Here is a 16,765-nt window from a genome sequence, read left to right as displayed (position 1 = left end):
CGGTCGGCAAAGGCGTCCTGACCCGGCCATAGGATGAGCGGATGATCCGGGCTGAAACCGCCGCCGCGACACGCCAGGCCCTGCTCGAAGCGGCGGCCGAGCTGCTCGACCACGGCGGCCTCGAAGCCGTGACCCTCCGTGCCGTCGGGGCACGGGCAGGGGTCACCCGCGGAGCCCCCTACCGGCACTTCCCGGACAAGGAACACCTCATGATCGCGGTCGGCAGCGATGCCTGGGACGAACTCGGTCAACGAATCGGCGCCATCCATCGAGACCCCGAGCTCACACCTGCCGCAAAGCTGCGGGCCCTCCTCGCCGCTTTCATCAACCTCGCCCGCCGCCAACCCCATCTCTACCGCCTGATGTTCAGCAGCCCCGCCAGCGATCCCACCGCGTTCGCCCGGGCCGCCCAACCCACCCAGGACGAATCCCTTCGGGTAGTCGCCGCCGTGACCGGCGAACACCACGCCCGCCGGTACGCCGCCCTCCTGCTCGCCAGTGCCGACGGCATCGCCGGCATGGAACTCACCGGCCAGCTCGCCGGCGACAAGTGGCAGACCACCGCCGAAGAGCTGATCGACACCCTCGTCACCATGGTCGCCGCTCAAACCCGCGGAAGCGCCACGGAAGCGGCCGACGGTTCCTGACACGGTTGCCGAGCCTTCGCCACCGCCCGTGGCCGTCGGGCTCATGCGGCCTCACATCCGGGATCTCAGTACGTCGAACTCGCAGCCTGGCGAGGACGGGTCGAATCCGTGTTCGATCAGCCAGCGGGACGCCAGCAGGCTACGCAGCGACCACCAGGCGCGAATCACGTCCCGGTCGACGTCGACACCGTAACCGGCGAGGAGATCGTCGAGCCGTTCCGCGTGCCCGAGGGTCAGCACGGCCAGGTCGTACAGTGCGTCGCCGGGCGCCGCCTCGGACCAGTCGATCACCCCGGTGACCTCGTCGCCGTCGGTGAAGATGTGGGTGATCTGCAGGTCGCCGTGCATGAACACCGGCGTCCACGGCCGGATCGCCGCCTCGGCTATCGCGCGGTTGCGGTCGACCAGGTCGGCCGGCAGGACGCCGCTGTCGACGAGCCAGGCACATTCGCGATCGAGTTCCGCGTCCAGCCCGACGAGCTTCCTGCCGACCCACGGCGGCGGTGGCGCGTCGTGCAGCCTCCGGATCGCAGCGCCCGCCGCAGCCCACGCCGCCGGTGACGCGGACGACGGCTCGCCGAGACAGCCGAGTGCCTGGCCGGGGACGGCGGCGATCGCGAGGACGGGCGGCCTGCGCCACAGGACCTCCGGGGTCGGGACGGGCGCCAGCCGCATCGCCTCGACTTCGACATCGATGCGCGCCTGGTCGCTGTCGACCTTCAGGAACACGTCGCCGACGCGCAGGGTCGCGCGCTCGCGATGGGCGACGACGACCGAGACCTCCTCCACGCCGGCCATTATCGCGGGCTGGTCAGCTACGCCACTGCGGGTTACCACGTGCGAGTCGGATGCGGTACGTCGTGCAGGCAAGCGACCTGATCGACTCGCGCATGTCGGCATGATCACGCGCGGCGGAGGCCGTCGTCGTCGGTATGACGGCAGGGTGCGCGCCCCCTGGGGAAACGCTCCGCGCTCCTCCGGCGGCGACGCCGAAGGTGGGTGCACAGACGGGACGTCGTTGATCTTCGATGATGTGCGCGGCGTGTGCTCGCCAGCGGATGCCACCCCGGGTCAACCGGTACGAACGCGGGTGACCACAGCCGTTCGCGGCCGCAACCGGGGGTTCGTGTGCTCGGGGTGTGGTCCTGGGCTGGGCGAACGGGGGTCCGGGTGCTGTAGGTGGTGCGTGGGACAGTCCCTGCCACCCCAGGTGGACCCGCAGGTCGCTAGACTAGGCGCTCGCGCCCTCGTAGCTCAGGGGATAGAGCATCGGTTTCCTAAACCGTGTGTCGCAGGTTCGAATCCTGCCGGGGGCACCAGGCCACAGCCGTGGCTCCGAAGTCAGCTAGCCCTGCCCGGTCCTCTCATTGGCCCAGTGAACCGTCAGGTGGCCGGTGCCGTCCGCGTACTCCTGGCCGCAGGAGTAGCGTGATTCCACCCCGGCGATCACCACGGCACCATCGACCTCGATAGCGGGTCGTCCAGCCCCGTTCTGGCCGATGACAAACTGTTCGTCCAGGAACCGGACCGCAGTTGGTGTGGTGGCCTTCTGTTCTTCCAGCGCCTTCCCGATGACCTTTTGGTGGCACCATCGCACTCCATCGCGTGCGTGCGCTTCGCGGCGTGAGTCGACGGCCAGCAGAGTCGCCGCCACCGTGACCGCGACCACAAGCGCCAGTCCGGCCAGCTTCAGTACCAGCGGCAGCCAACGCGCGGGTCGGGTATGGGCTGTTGCGGCATTCCCGTAAGTCACACAATGAAACTACGCGGGATTGGCGCCATGATCAATGGATAGCTCGCCGCGCCATCCACGTGCCGGCAGCCTTCAACTCCGACGGTCAACGGCGGGCACGAAGGATCCCCACCTTCTTCGGCCTGCCTTGTCACGTCCTTGTCGGCCGGAACTTTAGTCCTTTCCACATGCCGGTGCGGGCTGCGGTGATCGCACCACGGGTGATGGCGACCGCAGCTACGGAAGCTGGGGTTTCCGAGCAGATGCCGCCGTGCTCACACTTCCGGGATCGCGTGTAACAGCCGGGGCAACTCCAGGGGAGGAATCAGTCCTCCACGACGGGATGAAGCGGCGACAGGAACGGGTCGAGGCGTTCGGTTATGCCACCCCGCGCCATGACGTGGACCAGGAACGCGTTCGGTCCGGGGGTATCACGCAGTTCCTCATCCCTTTCGTAAAGGAGGCCATAGGACCCCGGCAGTCGTCGGGCCACGAACTCGAGCACCTGGCGCATCCCGGCCGCCTCGTCGCGACGTCGGTTCGCTCCCCCGTGCAGGATCAGGTGGTGATCCCCGTTGAGTACCATCACCTCCGCCGAGACATTCGTCGGGACGTTCAGCTCGGCCATCATCTCGTTCAGCTCGTCGATGACGGCACCGAGTTGGCCGGTGTCCGACTCCTCGGTGTTCTGCGCGAGGTGGAACCATCCGTGGAACTCGTACACGTCACCCTCCGAGCGGTCTGGCATCGATGACGTACCGAACACCGCACACCGCTCAGCGCAACTCGACCGGGTATGTCGAGCCCTGGCGCTGACGGGGCCGTCGGGCGACGACTGGTCGTCGACGAGCGACCCGATCCTGCGGGCCGTGTTCAGCTTCCACCGAGGACTACCCTCGCCACTTCTCGGCCGGTCGGCAACCACTGGCCGTTCTGCCGTAGATCCGCTTCCCGTCCGGACCCGCATAGCAGTGCTCCAGCTCGTCTTCGGCCTGGAACAGCGGACGCCTGTCGATCTCCGTTCCGGTGGCGTCGTAGCTGACCAGTTCAGGGGCGTCACCGGCGCTGAGTCGGGCGTCGCTGGTCATCAGGCCGAACGCGCCTCGCGAGAGTCGTGCTGTGGTGGTGTGGCCGTCGCCGTGGTCGAGGACGAGGCGGTGGACGCGGCTGCCGACCCGGCCGCTGACGCTGACGTCCCCGCCGTCGGCCTCGGTGGAGGTCAGCAGCAGCCGCTGCACCGGCCCGGGCAGCAGCTCACCGTGCGGCCACGGCTCGGCGGTGCCCCCGCCGGACTCCCGGGCCGTACCCGCCCACTCCACGTCGCAGGTGGCGTAGCCGACGTCGTTCATGAACAACACCAGCGCGCGGCCGCCCCGCTCCGTGCCCACCGCCAGGTCGGCCAGGGACACCGGGACGGGTGGTTCCTGCGGGTCCCGCTGGGTCTGTCGTTGCGGGGAGTTCCACTGCAGGCACCGTTCGGCCGCCCTCCGCAGCGACGGCGACAACTCCCCGGCTCCCATGGCGAGCACCTGCACCGTCGAGCCCTCCGGCCGGTCCGACACCACCGCCACGGCACCGGACGCCACGACCAGCAGTGCCGCCACCGCCACGGCGGCCCGCAGTCGCGGGGTACGCGCCGGAGGCGGGCTCACGGAGTCGAGGATCCGGGCCCGCATCGCGAGCGACGCACCCGGCGGCAGATCCCGTTCCCCGGGCAGATCGAGAATGTCGTTCACCGTGTCCCCTCCTGGATCTCCTTCGGCAGCAGACGGGCCAGCCGGCTGCGGGCACGACTGACCCGGGACCGCACCGCCACCTCGCTGATGCCCAACACCGCTGCCGCGTCCGGGTACGACACGCCCGACCACAGGCACAACGCCACCGCCTCCCGCTCGGCCGGTGGCAGCCGGCGGACCACCGCAAGGACCTCGGTCATCCGCCGCTCGTCGTCGAGCCGCGCGGAAACCTCGTCGGCGAGGTCACCATCGGTGGGCCGCTCCCCCGGCAGCCGGCGCAGCAGCGCCAGCCACCGGCGCGCCGACCGCCACTCCGAGCGCACCGCGTTGGTGGTGACGACCAGCAACCACGGCAACGCCGAACCGTCGACCAGTCGGGCGTCACGCCGACGGCGCCACGCGACGAGGAACGTCGCCTGGGTGACGTCCTCGGCCGTCGACCACGAACCGGTCAGCCGGAACGCGTGGTTGTAGACCGGGCGGGAGTACCGGTCGAAGAGCCGACCGAATGCCCACTCGTCACCGGCGGCGATCGAGGACCACAGTTCCTCGTCCGACGGCCGTACCTGATGCCTCACAGCACACTATGGCCGTCCACGCCGACTGTGTTGCATCGCGGCGGCGGACTGCGGATCCGGATGTGTCGTCGGGAGCGACGTCCGAGCGGCTGCCGGCGTGGGATCCGGGCTGCTGGGGGAAAACCACCAGGCCGGGCCGGGTGGTTGCCGGCTTCTGACCGCCGAGCGTGTTACCTACCGTCGATCTCGTGATCGAACTACTGGAGTTGACCAAGAGTTACGGGGGCCGGGTCGCCGTGAACGGGCTGACCGTCCGGGTCCAGCCGGGCGTGGTGACCGGGTTCCTCGGCCCGAACGGGTCCGGCAAGTCGACGACGATGCGGATGATCCTCGGGCTGGATGCTCCGGACCGTGGGGAGGCGCTGATCGGCGGGGTGCCGTACGCGAACCTGACGTGGCCGTTGCGGTCGGTCGGCGCGCTCCTCGACGCCGGGGCGTTCCATCCCGGCCGCAGCGGCTACGCACACCTGGCCGCGCTTGCCGCCAGCAACGACATCAGGCGTTCGCGGGTCGACCAGGTGTTGCGCCTCGTGGGTCTGTCGGACGCGGCGAAGCGGCGCACCGGCACCTACTCGCTCGGCATGCGCCAGCGGCTCGGCGTGGCGGTGGCGCTGCTGGGCGACCCGGGGGTCCTGCTGCTCGACGAGCCGGTCAACGGGCTGGACCCGGAGGGCATCCGTTGGATCCGGAGCCTGCTGCGCGCCCTGGCCGCCGAGGGCCGGACGGTGTTCGTGTCCAGTCACCTGATCGCCGAGATGGCGCTGACCGCGGACCGGCTGGTGGTCATCGGCCGGGGCGAACTGCTGGCGGAGACCACCGTCGCCGAACTCGCCGGCCGCCACGACACGCTGGAGGACGCGTTCTTCCGGCTCACCTCGCAGTCCACCGACTACCGCGGCACGGAGGTGTCATGAACGGCTACGGATTCCGGCAGGTGGCCCGGATGGAGTGGATCAAGCTGAGCAGCGTCCGGTCGACGTGGTGGCTGACGGTCGCGACGGTGCTGTCGATGGCGGCGACCGGGGTGGGGGTGGGCCTCGGCTACCGGTCCCACACGCCGGTCGCCACCACCGCCCAGATCCTGAACAACAGTCTCAGCGGTGCCATCCTGGCCCAACTGTTCCTGGGTGTGCTCGGCGTCCTGCTGGTGACCGGCGAGTACGGCACCGGGCAGATCCGGTCGACGTTCGCCGCCGTGCCGCGGCGTCGGACCGTCCTGGCGGCGAAGGCCGCCGTGTGTGGTGGCGCGGCTCTCGCCGTGGGCATGACCGGGACGTCCGCCGGCTACCTGGGCGGGCAGCTCGCGATCCGCGGCACCGCCATCCCGACCGCTTCCCTCGGGGACCCGGCGGTCCTGCGGGCGGTCCTGCTGACCGGCGGCTATCTGGCCGCCACCGCGCTGATCGGGGTGGGTGTCGGGGCGTTGGTACGGCACTCGGGGGCCGCGATCGGGACGTTGTTCGCGCTGATGTTCGTCCCCACGATCGTGGTCGGGCTGTTCGGCGAGCACGGCGTCGTCGTCGGACGCTTCGTGCCGCTGCTGATGCTGCTCAACTCGGTGGCGGTGCTCTCGCCCGGGTCCGGGCTGTTCACCGGGTGGGTCAGCGTGCTGCTGATGTGCGGGTACGCGGCGGTGGCGATCGGGTGTGGTGGCGTCCTGCTCCGCTCCCGGGATGCGTGACCCACGGGCCGACGACGGCGGGGCCGGCCACGACCGGGCCGGTCGCAACGGTGCAGGCCGCAGCGCGGTCATCGGCCAGAATGGGCCGATGACCGCGCTGCGCGCACCGTTCAGCGGACCGGTCCTGCGTCAGGCCGTGTTCTGCCTGGTCGGGGTGCTCAGCGCGGTCGCGGTCCTGGCCGTACCGATGCTCGTGCCCGCCGTGGGTGCCCTCGTCCTGTGGGCCACCGGGGCCATGTCCCGTGAGCCCGCCCCCACCGTCGCGCCGCTGTTCCTGGTGCTGTTCCCGCTCACCGTCGGGCTGCTGGTCGTGCTGGCCGCCCCGGTCGGGCGCGCGACGGGAGCGGTGCACCGCCGGTTCGCGTCCCGGCTGCTCGGCGTACCCGTGCAGGCTCCGCCACCCCGGCCGTCGCGGCGGCCCGGTGCGCTGGTCACCGACGGACCGGGCTGGCGGGCCTGCGGGTACGCCCTGCTCAAGGTGCCGCTGGCCGTTCCGCAGGGCTACGGCCTGTTCTGTTACGTGTTCGGGCCGGTCAACCTCAGCTACCCGCTGTGGTGGCCGCTGTTCCGCAACCATCCGCCCGGCACCCGCCTCGGGCCGGTGTGGGCGCTGACCCCGTTCGGCCCCATCGGGGCGCGGACGATCGCCGGCACGTTCCTCATCGCGGCGGCCGGTCTCGCCATGCTCCTGGTGGCACCGACGCTGCTGCGGATCGGTACCACCGCGGACCTGGCCGCGATGCGGTGGCTGCTCGGCCCGCGTCGGCTCGCCGAACGGGTGCGGCAGCTCCAGGTCAGCCGGGCCCAGGCCATCGACGACGCGGCCACGATGATGCGCCGGCTGGAACGGGACCTGCACGACGGCGCGCAGATCCGGCTGGCGACGCTGGCCATGAACCTCGGCATGGCCACCGAGAAGCTCGGTGTCGACGGCCCGCCGCCCGACCTCGTGCAGGCCCGCGAGCTGGTCGCCCTCGCCCACCGTGGCGCGAAGGACGCCCTCGCCGACCTGCGCGACCTGGTACGCGGCATCCACCCGCCGGCGCTCGACAACGGCCTCGGCGACGCGTTGGCGACCCTCGCCTCCAGCAGCGCGCTCCCGGTCACGGTGACGGTCGAGCTGCCTGACCGGCCGGCGCCGGCGATCGAGACGATCGTCTACTTCTGCGCGGCCGAACTGCTCGCCAACGCGGCGAAGCACAGCCACGCGACCCGGGTCCGGCTCGGTGTCGTCGGCACCGGTCGGAGTCTGACGCTCGGGGTCACCGACGACGGCACCGGCGGCGCGGACCCGGACGGCCCCGGCCTGACCGGGCTGGCCCGCCGCATCACCGTCGTGGACGGCCGGATGCGGGTGCACAGCCCGGCCGGCGGGCCCACCCGGGTCGAGATCGAGCTACCCACACAGGTGTGAAACGGAGGCGACGGCATGCGGGTGGTGATCGCGGAGGACGCCGCGATGATGCGCGAGGGGTTGGTCCGGCTGCTCACCGACCGTGGCTTCGAGGTGTGCGCGGCGGTGGCCGACGCGGACTCGTTACGGTCGGCCGTCGCCGACGCCCTGCCGGACGTCGCCGTGGTCGACATCCGGATGCCGCCGACGCACACCGACGAGGGGCTGCGCGCCGCGATCGACATCCGCCGTGACCATCCCGGTGTCGGGGTACTGGTGTTCTCCCAGTACGTCGAGACCCGCTACGCGACCCGCCTGCTCACCGACCGGCCCAGCGGGGTCGGCTACCTGCTCAAGGACCGGGTCGCCGACGTCGCCGACTTCGTGGCGGCGCTGACCCGGGTGGCGGCCGGCGGCACCGCGCTCGATCCGGAGGTGGTCGGTCACCTGATGCGGGCCGGGCGGGACGTGGCGGGGCTGGCGTCGCTGACCCCCCGCGAGCGTGCGGTGCTCTCGGCGATGGCCGAGGGCCGGTCCAACGCCGGTATCGCGGCGGCGCTCGCCATCACCCCCGGGGTGGTGGAGAAGCACGTGGCGAACATCTTCGCGAAGCTCGGGCTGCCGGCCTCGGACGGCGACAACCGCCGGGTGCTGGCCGTCCTGCGTCACCTCGGCGGCTGACCCTGCCCGGTCCGACGCCGGCCGGCGTGCGTGCCCGTCGGCCGGCGACCGACACGAACGCCGGCCGGCAACCGACAGGGCTGCCGGCCGGCGGCCGAGGGGCCACCGGCCGGCGGGGTGGGTCGCGGGTCAGGGGATGAAGGTGACGCCGGGCAGTCGTGGCGACGGACCGTCCAGCAGGTGCCCGTCCCGGTCGCGCAGCCACCTGTCGAAGAAGGCGGTGACCAGGGTCTCCTGGGTCCGGACGGCGCGGGCCGGGTCGATGGTGCCGATGGTCCCGGTGACGAAGCTGTCGGGCAGGCCGAGTTGCCTGGCGATCTGCGGGAGCAACGGTACGACGTCCTTGTAGGCGTCCTCGCTGGGCGCGCCGTCGAGCCGCAGGTCGACCCGCCAGCCGGTGCTGTTGTCCCACAGCATCCGCCAGGACGGCGTCTGCCGGTGGTCGGTGCCGGCGTCACCGACGAACATGAACGGCCGGTCCAGGCCGGTACGGGTCACCGGCCACAACCGGAGGGCGTCCGGGACGATGGGTGACTCGATGCTGCCGTCCATGTCGATCGCGGCCCTGATCCGGGGGTCCTCGCTCATCACCTGCAGAGCGGTGATCCCGCCCGCCGAGACGCCGAACATGCCGGTCCGGCGCAGGTCCAGGCCGCCCGCCACGCCCCGGGGCAACGGTCGGCCCTCCGCGTCGGGGTTCACGCCCCGGTGCAGGGCCGCCAGCTGGTCGAGTACGAAGCGGATGTCCGCGACCCGGGTGTCGAACACGCGGGCCGCGAGTCGCTGGAAGTCGTCGGGCTGCTGCGCCTGCTCGAAGAGCTGCGGCAACACGGTGGTGAGGACCCGGCCGTCGGGGAACTCCACCTCGGACGTCTCGTAGGTGTGGTCGATGGTCACCACCACGTACCCCCGGCTGGCCAGGTCCTGCACCAGGGTGGTGTTCCAGGTCCGTGGATCGCCGGCCCCGGGGGAGTACAACACCACCGGGAACGGTCGCCCGTGCCGCGCCATCGGCGCACCCCGGTGACCGCTGGTCCCGGTGGCGGCGAAGTCCACCGCGCCGGCCGGTATGCCGTACAGGCTGACCCCGACCCCGTCGGCGCTGCCGAAGTGGGCCGCCGCGCCGGGCAGCATGTGGGGTGCCCGGGGGAAGCGGGCCACGTCGGTGGCCGGGTACCAGAGGCTGACCATCAGCTCGCGGGAGGCCGGGGTGGTCGCCCACGGGTCGGTGCGGGAGCGGTCGACCAGGTGCAGGTCGACCGTGCCCACCGGGTAGGGCCCGGTCGGCGTCGGCAGTCTCAGCCGGGCCGGCCCGTCGCCTCCCTTCAGGGTCGACGGCGCGACGGTGCCGAAGGCGAAGGTGGGTGCCGCGTTCGTCAGGGTCAGACAGCCGGCGACCAACGCGGCGAACAGGGCTGTGCGGATTCCTCGTGCCATGAGCGGGCTCCTCGGGAAACCGGGGCTGCGCCTGGCGGCCGCCCTCGGTCGTTCCCACGCTAGGAGCGCGACGGGGCCGGTAGAAGGCGGCTTCCACCCGCACCGGTCCCGGGGATAACCCCCGGGACCACCCGCGACCTGCGGTCCGACCGGGCGGGGCACACTGGGGCCGTGGAACGTCACGAGTTCGGCGTCGCGGTGCGCCAGTTGCGGGAGAGCACGACGCCGGCGACGGTCGGGCTGCCGGTCGGCCGGCGGCGGGTGCAGGGGCTGCGGCGGGAGGAACTCGGCGACCTGGCGGGCATGTCGGCGGACTACGTTCGCCGGCTGGAGCAGGGGCGCAGCCACCCGTCGGCCGGGGTGGTGCAGGCCATCGCCCGTGCCCTGCGCGTCGGGCGGGCGGAGTACGAGCGGCTCTGCGCGCTGGCCGGGTACGCCGCCGCCGACGGGCGGGTGCCGAACGAGATCGGTCCGGGCGCGATGCGGCTGCTGGAACGGTTCACCGACACCCCGATGTTCGTCTCCGACGCGGCGATGAACCTGGTCGCCGTGAACAACGCGTTCCTGGCCCTGGGGCACTGGGACCTCACCGGGGACCCGTGGGAGTGGAACGTCGCCTGGCGTACGTTCTGCGACCCGTTCCTGGGTTTCCGGCAGTCGGCGGCCGAGGCGACCGATCACGAGGCGGTCCTCGTCGCCCGCCTGCGCAGCGCCGTGTTGCGCTACCCGGCCGACGCCTCCCTCGCCGCGTTGGTGGACGAGATGCGTAGCCGCAGCGGCCTGTTCGACACCCTGTGGCGTACGCCGCGACCGGTGGTCGCCTACGAGAGCAGCGCCGCGTTCGTCCATCCGGACGGTGGCGTCGTCACGCTCGTCGGGAGCCTGCTCACCATCCCGGGCGACGATCTGTCGGCCCTGATGCTCACCGCGGCACCGCGGTCGGTCGATGCGGCACGCCTCGCCGAGATCGTCGACGACGCCGGTGGGCCGGGCATCGTCAGGGTGGGCCAACCTGGCCCAGGCTGACCGCGCCGGTTCCTGCCAGATTGGGTGACGCATCCGGCGACCGCGGATCCGGCGGCTGCCTCCGGGCGACTCCGGTGACGGCGGACCGGATGCCCTGGCGACGTCGAGCGATGCCGCACCCGTGTTCCGCCGAACGATCGCAACCCGTCGGCGGCGTCCACCCGAAGGTAGGTCCAGCAATGAAGGCAGTGCGTTTCCACGAGTTCGGTGGCCCCGAGGTGCTGCGTTACGAGGACGTGGAGCAGCCGACCCCCGGCGTCGGCCAGGTCCGCGTCCGCGTCGCCGCGACGTCGTTCAACGGGGTCGACGGCAACATCCGGGCGGGCTACATGCAGGGCCCGATCCCGGTCGAGCTGCCCCACACCCCCGGCCTCGACGTCGCCGGCACGGTCGACGCGGTCGGCGACGGTGTGACCGACGTCGCGGTCGGCGACCGGGTCATCGGCTTCCTGCCGATGACGGGCACCGGAGCGGCGGCGGAGTACGTGATCGCCCCGGCGGAGATCCTGACGGGGGCGCCCAGGAACATTCCGCTGGCCGACGCGGCGGCGCTTCCGCTGGTGGGCCTGACGGCGTGGCAGGCACTGTTCGACCACGGCAGGCTGACCGCCGGCCAGCGGGTGCTGGTCAACGGGGCCGGGGGTGCGGTCGGCGGCTACGCGGTGCAGCTGGCGAAGGAGGCCGGTGCCCGGGTGATCGCCACCGCCAGCCCCCGCAGCGCCGACCGGGTCCGGGCCGCCGGGGCCGACGAGGTGATCGACCACACCGGCACCGACGTGGCGGCTGCGGTGACCGAGCCGGTCGACCTGGTGCTCAACCTCGCCCCGGTCGCCCCGGAGCGGCTCGCCGCGCTGGTCCCGCTGATCCGTGACGGCGGGGCCCTGGTCAACACCACCGTCTGGATGCCGGCCCCCGCCGACGAGGCGCGTGGCGTACGCGGCATCGACCTGTTCGTCCGCAGTGACGCCGACCAGCTCGCCGACCTGGCGGCGCGGGTCGGCACCGGCGAGTTGCGGGTCGAGGTCACCCGCCGGGTGGCGCTGGCCGACCTGCCCGCTCTGCACGCCCAGGCCGGCGCGGGTGAGTTGTCCGGTAAGACCGTCGTCCTCGTGCCTGCGGCCTGACCTGCTCCCGGCAGGGTCGGTCAGGTAGTCGACGCCGCCATCGCCGGCGTCGACGCCCGGTGGTGGCGGCCGGGGTACCCGGGTGAGCTACCGACCGGCGGAGGCGTCGGCGGGCGGCTCGGTGAAGTAGTCGCGGAGCACGGCGATCCGCCCGGCGCGGAGTCGGAAGATCTGCACGAGCGACATCGTCGTCTGCTGCCCGTCCGGCCCGTCGAAGGCGACGTCGATCTCGGCGATGAACACGTCGGGGTCCGGGGTGTCGTGCAGGAGGTGGGCGGAGCGCGCCTGGTTCACCGTGCCCTGGTGGGTCGGAAGCTGATGGTAGGCGCTGGTCCCGGCCCGGATCGCCGCCCGGCCGACCAGCCGACCGTGCAGCGGATGGCCGGCGGGAGCCAGCGGTGCTTCGTACACGCCGTCCTCGGTGAACAGCGCGGCGATCGCATCCGGGTCCCGGGTGACCGCCCCGGCGTAGACGTACCGTTGGAAGATTTCCTGGTGTGTGAGGTCCACTCTCCAGTCTAGCCCGCGGACGAGCCGGACCGGGGGACGCCGAACGGCGACGGCCCGACGCGGAAGGGTTTCTCCGCGTCGGGCCGTCGCCGTCGGAGGGGATCAGCTGGCCGCGCAGGTGGCGGTCGCACCGGGACCGGTGCCGTTGCCCTGGAAGCCGAAGTTGGTCGACTGCCCGGCACCGACCTGCCCGTTGTAGCTCACGTTGGTGAACCGGACGGTCCCGCTGGTGCCGCTGGACTGTGCGCTCCAGGTGCTGGTGACGCTGGCACCGCCGGGCAGGTTGATGCTGACGTTCCAGCCGTTGAGGGCGGTGGCACCGGCGGTGACCGTCACGCTCGCCGTGAAGCCACCGTTCCACTGGTTGACCACCACCGACGCGGTGCAGCCGTTGCCGGCCGGCGGCGGCGTGGTGGGGGGCGCCGTGGTGGGCGGCGGGGTCGTCGGCGGAGCCGTGGTGGGCGGCGGCGTGGTCGGCGGGGTCGTCACGGGCGGGTTGGGTGCGCCGTTGGCCAGGCTGAAGGCCAGGTCCGGCTGGAACGAGCCGGCGGTGTAGCGGCAACCGTCGGCCTCGCCCGGCGGCTTCACCCAGAGGTACGCGTCGATGTTGTTGTCGCCGGTGTTGGTCGTCGGGTACTGCCCGATGCGACGGTCGGTGTTGTCGTCGCCGCACCAGTCACCGCTGGCACCGCCGTTGCGGCTGGTGTCGATGACCTGGCGCTTGCCCGAGATGCCCATGCCGTTGAGGGCGTTGATGACGTTCCGGCCGAAGCTCGCCTCGCTGGAGGTGGGGTTGAAGTTCGACACGTTGGTGAAGAAGCCGTCGGCGTACTGCACGCCGGCCGCCCGCAGGCGGTTGGCCGTCTCGCTGGGGCTGTTCCAGGTGGAGTGACCGCCGTCGAGGTAGACCTTGGCGTTGGGGTTGGCCGCCTTGAGGGTCCGGGTGGCCGTCGAGATCGCCTGGTTACGGGCGTTGATCTCGTTGCTGTTCAGGCAGGTCAGCAGGGCGAGCGAGTCGGTCTCCAGGATGATGATGACCGTCTGGTTGCCCAGCCCCCGGGCGAAGTTCGACACCCAGGTCTGGTACTGGTTGAGGTCGGGCGCGCCCCCGGCGCTGGCCCCGCCGCAGTCCCGGTTGGTGATCTCGTAGATGGAGAGCACCGGGATCTGCCGCGCGGAGTTGGCGGCGCCGACGAACGACGCGGCCTCGGACTGCGCGGTCGACGGGTTGAAGTTGGCGAACCACCGGGCCTGCGGCTGGCTGGCGATCTTGTCGCGGATGACGCCGACGCGCGAGTCGCCGGGGTTGGCGGCGACCCAGCGGACGACGGCAGTGGTCGGGTCGCGGTAGAGCGGTCCGGATATCGTCCCGGCGGAGGCGGTGCCGCCGGCGAGGCAGACGCCGGCGGCGGTGACGCCCGCGACGGCCGCCACACTGAAGGCCGCCACCGATCTGCGGCGGAGCGAGGAGAGGGTAGCCACGACGTGTTGCCTCCTGATCACATAGATGTTTCTACATGGGAGCGTTCCCACGACGGTAGCCGAGGCGTGCGCCGCTGCCAAGACGTACGGCCCACCCTTTAGGCATCGACCAACTTCGAGGGATGGGTGGGCCGGACGGCAGCGTACCGCCGGTGCGGGGGCGCGGCGACCGGAACAGGAGGCGGCGACGCGCCCAGCGGGTCACGGTGTGTGCACCCGGTCGACCTTCACGGTGAGCAGGACCCGCTGCTGCCCACCACCACCGAAGCCGGGATAGGGGCGACCGAGGTACTTGCGGGACAGTTCGTCGATGTGCTCGCGGGCACCGGCGGTGGAGATGTCCACCACGCTGCCACGCAACGCCCAGTACCGGGCCGGGGCGGCGGGGTCGGCGACGCCGATGGCGACCCGCGGATCGCGTCGAACGTTGCGGGTCTTCTGGTGGGTGTCCACGGTGTTGACGAGCACGTGCTCGCCGTCGGTGCCCACCCAGGTCTGGGAGATCTGCGGTGACCCGTCGGGCATGAGCGTGGTCACGAAGCAGATCGCCCTGCCGTGCAGGACCGCGACCAGGTCGTCGGGGAGAGCAGTCATGGGCTGCGCCTTCATCTCGGGGTGTGGTGGTAGAGCCGGTCGATGACCGACTCCTGCGGCGGGTCGTCGGACAGGTCGGCACCGCGCAGGCCCGCCAGGGCGATCCGCAGCGCACGCCGCCACAACGGCGGGGCGAAGGTGCGGGAGGCGTCCATGACGCTGCCCACCCCGACACGGCCACGTCACCCCGACCCGGCGACGTCACCCCGACACGGCGACAGCGGCACCGCCGTCGTGCGCGGTGCCGCTGTCGCCGGGGCGGCGGCCGGTCCCGATCCCTGCCGGGTGCCGCCCCGCCCGAGGGGGCAGTTCTCCGTTACGGCCGCAGGGCCTGCGCGGCCGGGGTCCAGGTCGACTCGTTCCTGACGTCGGCGACCCTGATCCCCTTGGCGACCTTCTCCAGCTCGGCCAGCGGCAGCTTGTTGCCCAGGCCCATCCCGCTGACCTGGAGGACGACCGTGCCGTCGGCGTTCCAGATGTTGCAGAAGCCGCCGCCTGCTGCGTCGTCACCCGGGACCCGCCGGTCCGAGCCGGGGTAGCACTTCGTCACTCCCGGCTCCGGGGACTGGTTCGAGCTGCCGGCCGGCGTGACGAAGATGTGGAAGCCGTCCTTGATGCCGTTCTCGGCCTGGTCGTAGGGCGCGGTCAGGCCCGAGGTGGGCGCGGCCGGCCGGGTGTACGTCGCGCCGCCGTAGTCACCGGCGCGGGCCGCGGCGATGCCGCTGAGGCCGGGCATGGCGTGCGTGCCCGACTGCAACGGGCGGTAGCCGCCCGGCACGTAGCCCACGGTGAACGGCACCGTGGCCGGCTTCGGCCGGCTGGGCTTCAGGCCACCGACCAGACCGCCCAGGTCCTGGAAGCTGGGCGAGGCCACGGAGCTGGAGATGGAAGTCACGGCCGCCCACGCGTCGGGGGCGTACTCCCAGGCGAGCAGCTTGTTGCCCTCGTCGACCGGCTTGCTCGGGTCGAGGCCGACCGGCAGGGTCGCCTGCACGGCCCGGTGCCCGGCCACGGTGACCTTCCGGCCGTTCCTGATCCCGGCCGGGTCGAAGACGCCCGGCCGGTAGACGGTCAGGTACGCCCACAGGCTGGGCTTGCCCCCGGTGGCCCGCTTCTTCTGCTCGATGGGGTCGCCGCCCGCCTCGATCTCGTCGGCCGTGACCGGCTTGTCGTTCGAGACGTGGCCGTCGGAGTAGACCGAGGCGATCTGGTAGCCGACCGACGCGACGATCGGGTCCTGCACGTGCAGCGGGCCCGCGTCGTACCCCTTGAAGGTGAAGGTGAACGGCGGGGCGTCGGACCAGCGGGCCTCGGCGGGGCCGGCGGCCGCCGCACCCGCCGAGGGGGGCGCGGCGGTGGTGTCCCGCCCGGCGCCCAGGGTCGGCAGCGCGAACGCGCCGGCGACCGCGACCACGACCAGGCCGGCCGCGCCCGCCGAGGCGAACCCGGCCCGGCGACGCCGCTGCGCCCGCCGGCCCGCCGCGACGATGTCGTCGGCGGTACGGGTCATCGGTGGCTCCTGACCGGTCACCGCGTCCACGAATTCATGCAACTGCACTGGTCCACTCCTCGATCGAATTACCGGTGAGATTGATGCGTTCGGCGGCGAGCGACTCGCGCAACTTCGCCAGGCCCCGGGAGACCTGGCTCTTGGCGGTGCCCACCGTGCAGTCGAGGACGCCGGCCGTGTCCTCCAGGCTCAGGCCCAGGTAGTGCCGGAGCACGACGGCGGCCCGCTGCCGGGCCGGTACGGCATCGAGCGCGGCCCGCAGGCGCATCCGCTCGTCGGTCGCGTCGGCCGGGTCCCGCAGCGCGACGTCCGGCATGGCGTCACCGGACGAGCGCTCCCGCCGCCACGGCCGCCGGGTCTCGTCGACCGCCGCCCGGTAGACCATGGTCTTGACGTAGAGATCGGGCCGTTCCAGCTTCCGCCAGCGGGGATAGAGCTTGACCAGGGCGTTGGCCACGGCGTCCTCCGCCGCGTGCCAGTCACCGCAGGTCATGTACGCCAGCTTGCGCAACGACGCCATCTGGGACGTCACGAACTCGCGGAACGCCTGTTCGTCTTCGGCTCTCACGTCGGCTGCCTCCTTGTGCCGGAGGTAGAACGGGACCACCGGCCCGGGGAGTTGCACGGCCCGGTC

General features: G+C 72.0%; 19 protein-coding genes and 1 tRNA gene. 8 read left to right on the top strand and 12 right to left on the bottom strand.

The features are described 5' to 3' along the window. Positions 1–41 precede the first annotated feature (41 nt). Positions 42–647 carry a TetR/AcrR family transcriptional regulator gene (locus ACN261_RS12125; RefSeq protein WP_425850088.1) on the top strand — a complete coding sequence of 202 codons (606 nt, stop codon included), beginning with the start codon at positions 42–44 and terminating at the stop codon, positions 645–647. A 51-nt stretch (positions 648–698) separates the two neighbouring features. On the opposite strand, the gene ACN261_RS12120 is transcribed toward ACN261_RS12125, so the two are convergent. Beyond that, positions 699–1,445 carry a phosphotransferase family protein gene (locus ACN261_RS12120; RefSeq protein WP_425850086.1) on the bottom strand — a complete coding sequence of 249 codons (747 nt, stop codon included), beginning with the start codon at positions 1,443–1,445 and terminating at the stop codon, positions 699–701. Positions 1,446–1,890: 445 nt separating this feature from the next. On the opposite strand from ACN261_RS12120, the gene ACN261_RS12115 reads away from it, so the two are divergent. Beyond that, positions 1,891–1,966 (top strand) — tRNA-Arg (locus ACN261_RS12115). 26 nt (positions 1,967–1,992) lie between these two features. Here ACN261_RS12115 and ACN261_RS12110 read toward each other — a convergent pair. The 4 genes from ACN261_RS12110 to ACN261_RS12095 all read right to left on the bottom strand — a co-directional run bounded on the left by ACN261_RS12110 (position 1,993) and on the right by ACN261_RS12095 (position 4,693). Beyond that, positions 1,993–2,400 carry a hypothetical protein gene (locus ACN261_RS12110; RefSeq protein WP_421485287.1) on the bottom strand — a complete coding sequence of 136 codons (408 nt, stop codon included), beginning with the start codon at positions 2,398–2,400 and terminating at the stop codon, positions 1,993–1,995. Between the two features lie 304 nt (positions 2,401–2,704). Beyond that, a complete protein-coding gene (locus ACN261_RS12105; protein WP_421485285.1) occupies positions 2,705–3,103 on the bottom strand; it encodes an Imm7 family immunity protein in 399 nt (132 codons plus the stop codon). A 166-nt stretch (positions 3,104–3,269) separates the two neighbouring features. Next, positions 3,270–4,115, bottom strand: coding sequence for a hypothetical protein (locus ACN261_RS12100; protein WP_425850083.1), 846 nt, complete (start codon positions 4,113–4,115; stop codon positions 3,270–3,272). Then, positions 4,112–4,693, bottom strand: coding sequence for an RNA polymerase sigma factor (locus tag ACN261_RS12095; protein ID WP_425850081.1), 582 nt, complete (start codon positions 4,691–4,693; stop codon positions 4,112–4,114). The genes ACN261_RS12100 and ACN261_RS12095 overlap by 4 nt, the downstream gene beginning before the upstream one ends. 188 nt (positions 4,694–4,881) lie before the next feature. On the opposite strand from ACN261_RS12095, the gene ACN261_RS12090 reads away from it, so the two are divergent. From ACN261_RS12090 to ACN261_RS12075, 4 genes are all read left to right on the top strand, one after another. After that, positions 4,882–5,607: an ABC transporter ATP-binding protein gene (locus ACN261_RS12090; protein WP_421485279.1), complete on the top strand. Its 726-nt coding sequence runs from the start codon at positions 4,882–4,884 to the stop codon at positions 5,605–5,607. Beyond that, on the top strand, positions 5,604–6,374 hold the full coding sequence (locus tag ACN261_RS12085; RefSeq protein WP_421485278.1) for an ABC transporter permease: 771 nt from the start codon (positions 5,604–5,606) through the stop codon (positions 6,372–6,374). The genes ACN261_RS12090 and ACN261_RS12085 overlap by 4 nt, the downstream gene beginning before the upstream one ends. An 88-nt stretch (positions 6,375–6,462) precedes the next feature. Beyond that, on the top strand, positions 6,463–7,788 hold the full coding sequence (locus tag ACN261_RS12080) for a sensor domain-containing protein (protein WP_425850077.1): 1,326 nt from the start codon (positions 6,463–6,465) through the stop codon (positions 7,786–7,788). A gap of 15 nt (positions 7,789–7,803) precedes the next feature. Then, positions 7,804–8,448 (top strand): response regulator transcription factor, encoded by a 645-nt coding sequence (locus ACN261_RS12075; RefSeq protein WP_363656783.1) that lies wholly within the window; start codon positions 7,804–7,806, stop codon positions 8,446–8,448. A 129-nt stretch (positions 8,449–8,577) separates the two neighbouring features. Here the strand turns inward: ACN261_RS12075 and ACN261_RS12070 are convergent, their stop codons facing one another. After that, complete coding sequence (locus ACN261_RS12070; protein ID WP_425850074.1) at positions 8,578–9,885, bottom strand: alpha/beta hydrolase family protein; 1,308 nt, start codon at positions 9,883–9,885, stop codon at positions 8,578–8,580. Between the two features lie 171 nt (positions 9,886–10,056). On the opposite strand from ACN261_RS12070, the gene ACN261_RS12065 reads away from it, so the two are divergent. Next, a complete protein-coding gene (locus ACN261_RS12065) occupies positions 10,057–10,911 on the top strand; it encodes a helix-turn-helix domain-containing protein (RefSeq protein ID WP_421485274.1) in 855 nt (284 codons plus the stop codon). Positions 10,912–11,090: 179 nt separating this feature from the next. After that, positions 11,091–12,035: an NADP-dependent oxidoreductase gene (locus ACN261_RS12060; protein WP_421485272.1), complete on the top strand. Its 945-nt coding sequence runs from the start codon at positions 11,091–11,093 to the stop codon at positions 12,033–12,035. Between the two features lie 87 nt (positions 12,036–12,122). Here ACN261_RS12060 and ACN261_RS12055 read toward each other — a convergent pair whose 3' ends face one another. From ACN261_RS12055 to ACN261_RS12030, 6 genes are all read right to left on the bottom strand, one after another. Further along, the gene (locus tag ACN261_RS12055; RefSeq protein ID WP_421485271.1) at positions 12,123–12,545 is read right to left on the bottom strand and encodes a nuclear transport factor 2 family protein; all 423 of its coding nucleotides are present in this window, start codon (positions 12,543–12,545) and stop codon (positions 12,123–12,125) included. Positions 12,546–12,647: 102 nt separating this feature from the next. Then, positions 12,648–14,027, bottom strand: coding sequence for a glycoside hydrolase family 6 protein (locus ACN261_RS12050; protein WP_421485269.1), 1,380 nt, complete (start codon positions 14,025–14,027; stop codon positions 12,648–12,650). Positions 14,028–14,228: 201 nt separating this feature from the next. After that, positions 14,229–14,621 (bottom strand): PPOX class F420-dependent oxidoreductase, encoded by a 393-nt coding sequence (locus ACN261_RS12045; protein ID WP_425850071.1) that lies wholly within the window; start codon positions 14,619–14,621, stop codon positions 14,229–14,231. Between the two features lie 11 nt (positions 14,622–14,632). Continuing rightward, a complete protein-coding gene (locus ACN261_RS12040; RefSeq protein WP_425850069.1) occupies positions 14,633–14,776 on the bottom strand; it encodes a hypothetical protein in 144 nt (47 codons plus the stop codon). A 161-nt stretch (positions 14,777–14,937) separates the two neighbouring features. Then, positions 14,938–16,179, bottom strand: a complete 1,242-nt coding sequence (locus ACN261_RS12035; RefSeq protein ID WP_425850067.1) for a hypothetical protein — start codon at positions 16,177–16,179, stop codon at positions 14,938–14,940. Further along, positions 16,166–16,699 (bottom strand): SigE family RNA polymerase sigma factor, encoded by a 534-nt coding sequence (locus ACN261_RS12030; protein ID WP_204925928.1) that lies wholly within the window; start codon positions 16,697–16,699, stop codon positions 16,166–16,168. The genes ACN261_RS12035 and ACN261_RS12030 overlap by 14 nt, the downstream gene beginning before the upstream one ends. Between the last annotated feature and the right edge of the window lie 66 nt (positions 16,700–16,765).

It is taken from the genome of Micromonospora sp. WMMD723 (assembly GCF_049863385.1).
Taxonomy (GTDB): Bacteria; Actinomycetota; Actinomycetes; order Mycobacteriales; family Micromonosporaceae; genus Micromonospora; species Micromonospora wenchangensis.
Note: the sequence above shows the minus strand (reverse complement) of the source record. Positions and strands in the feature narration are given on the sequence as shown.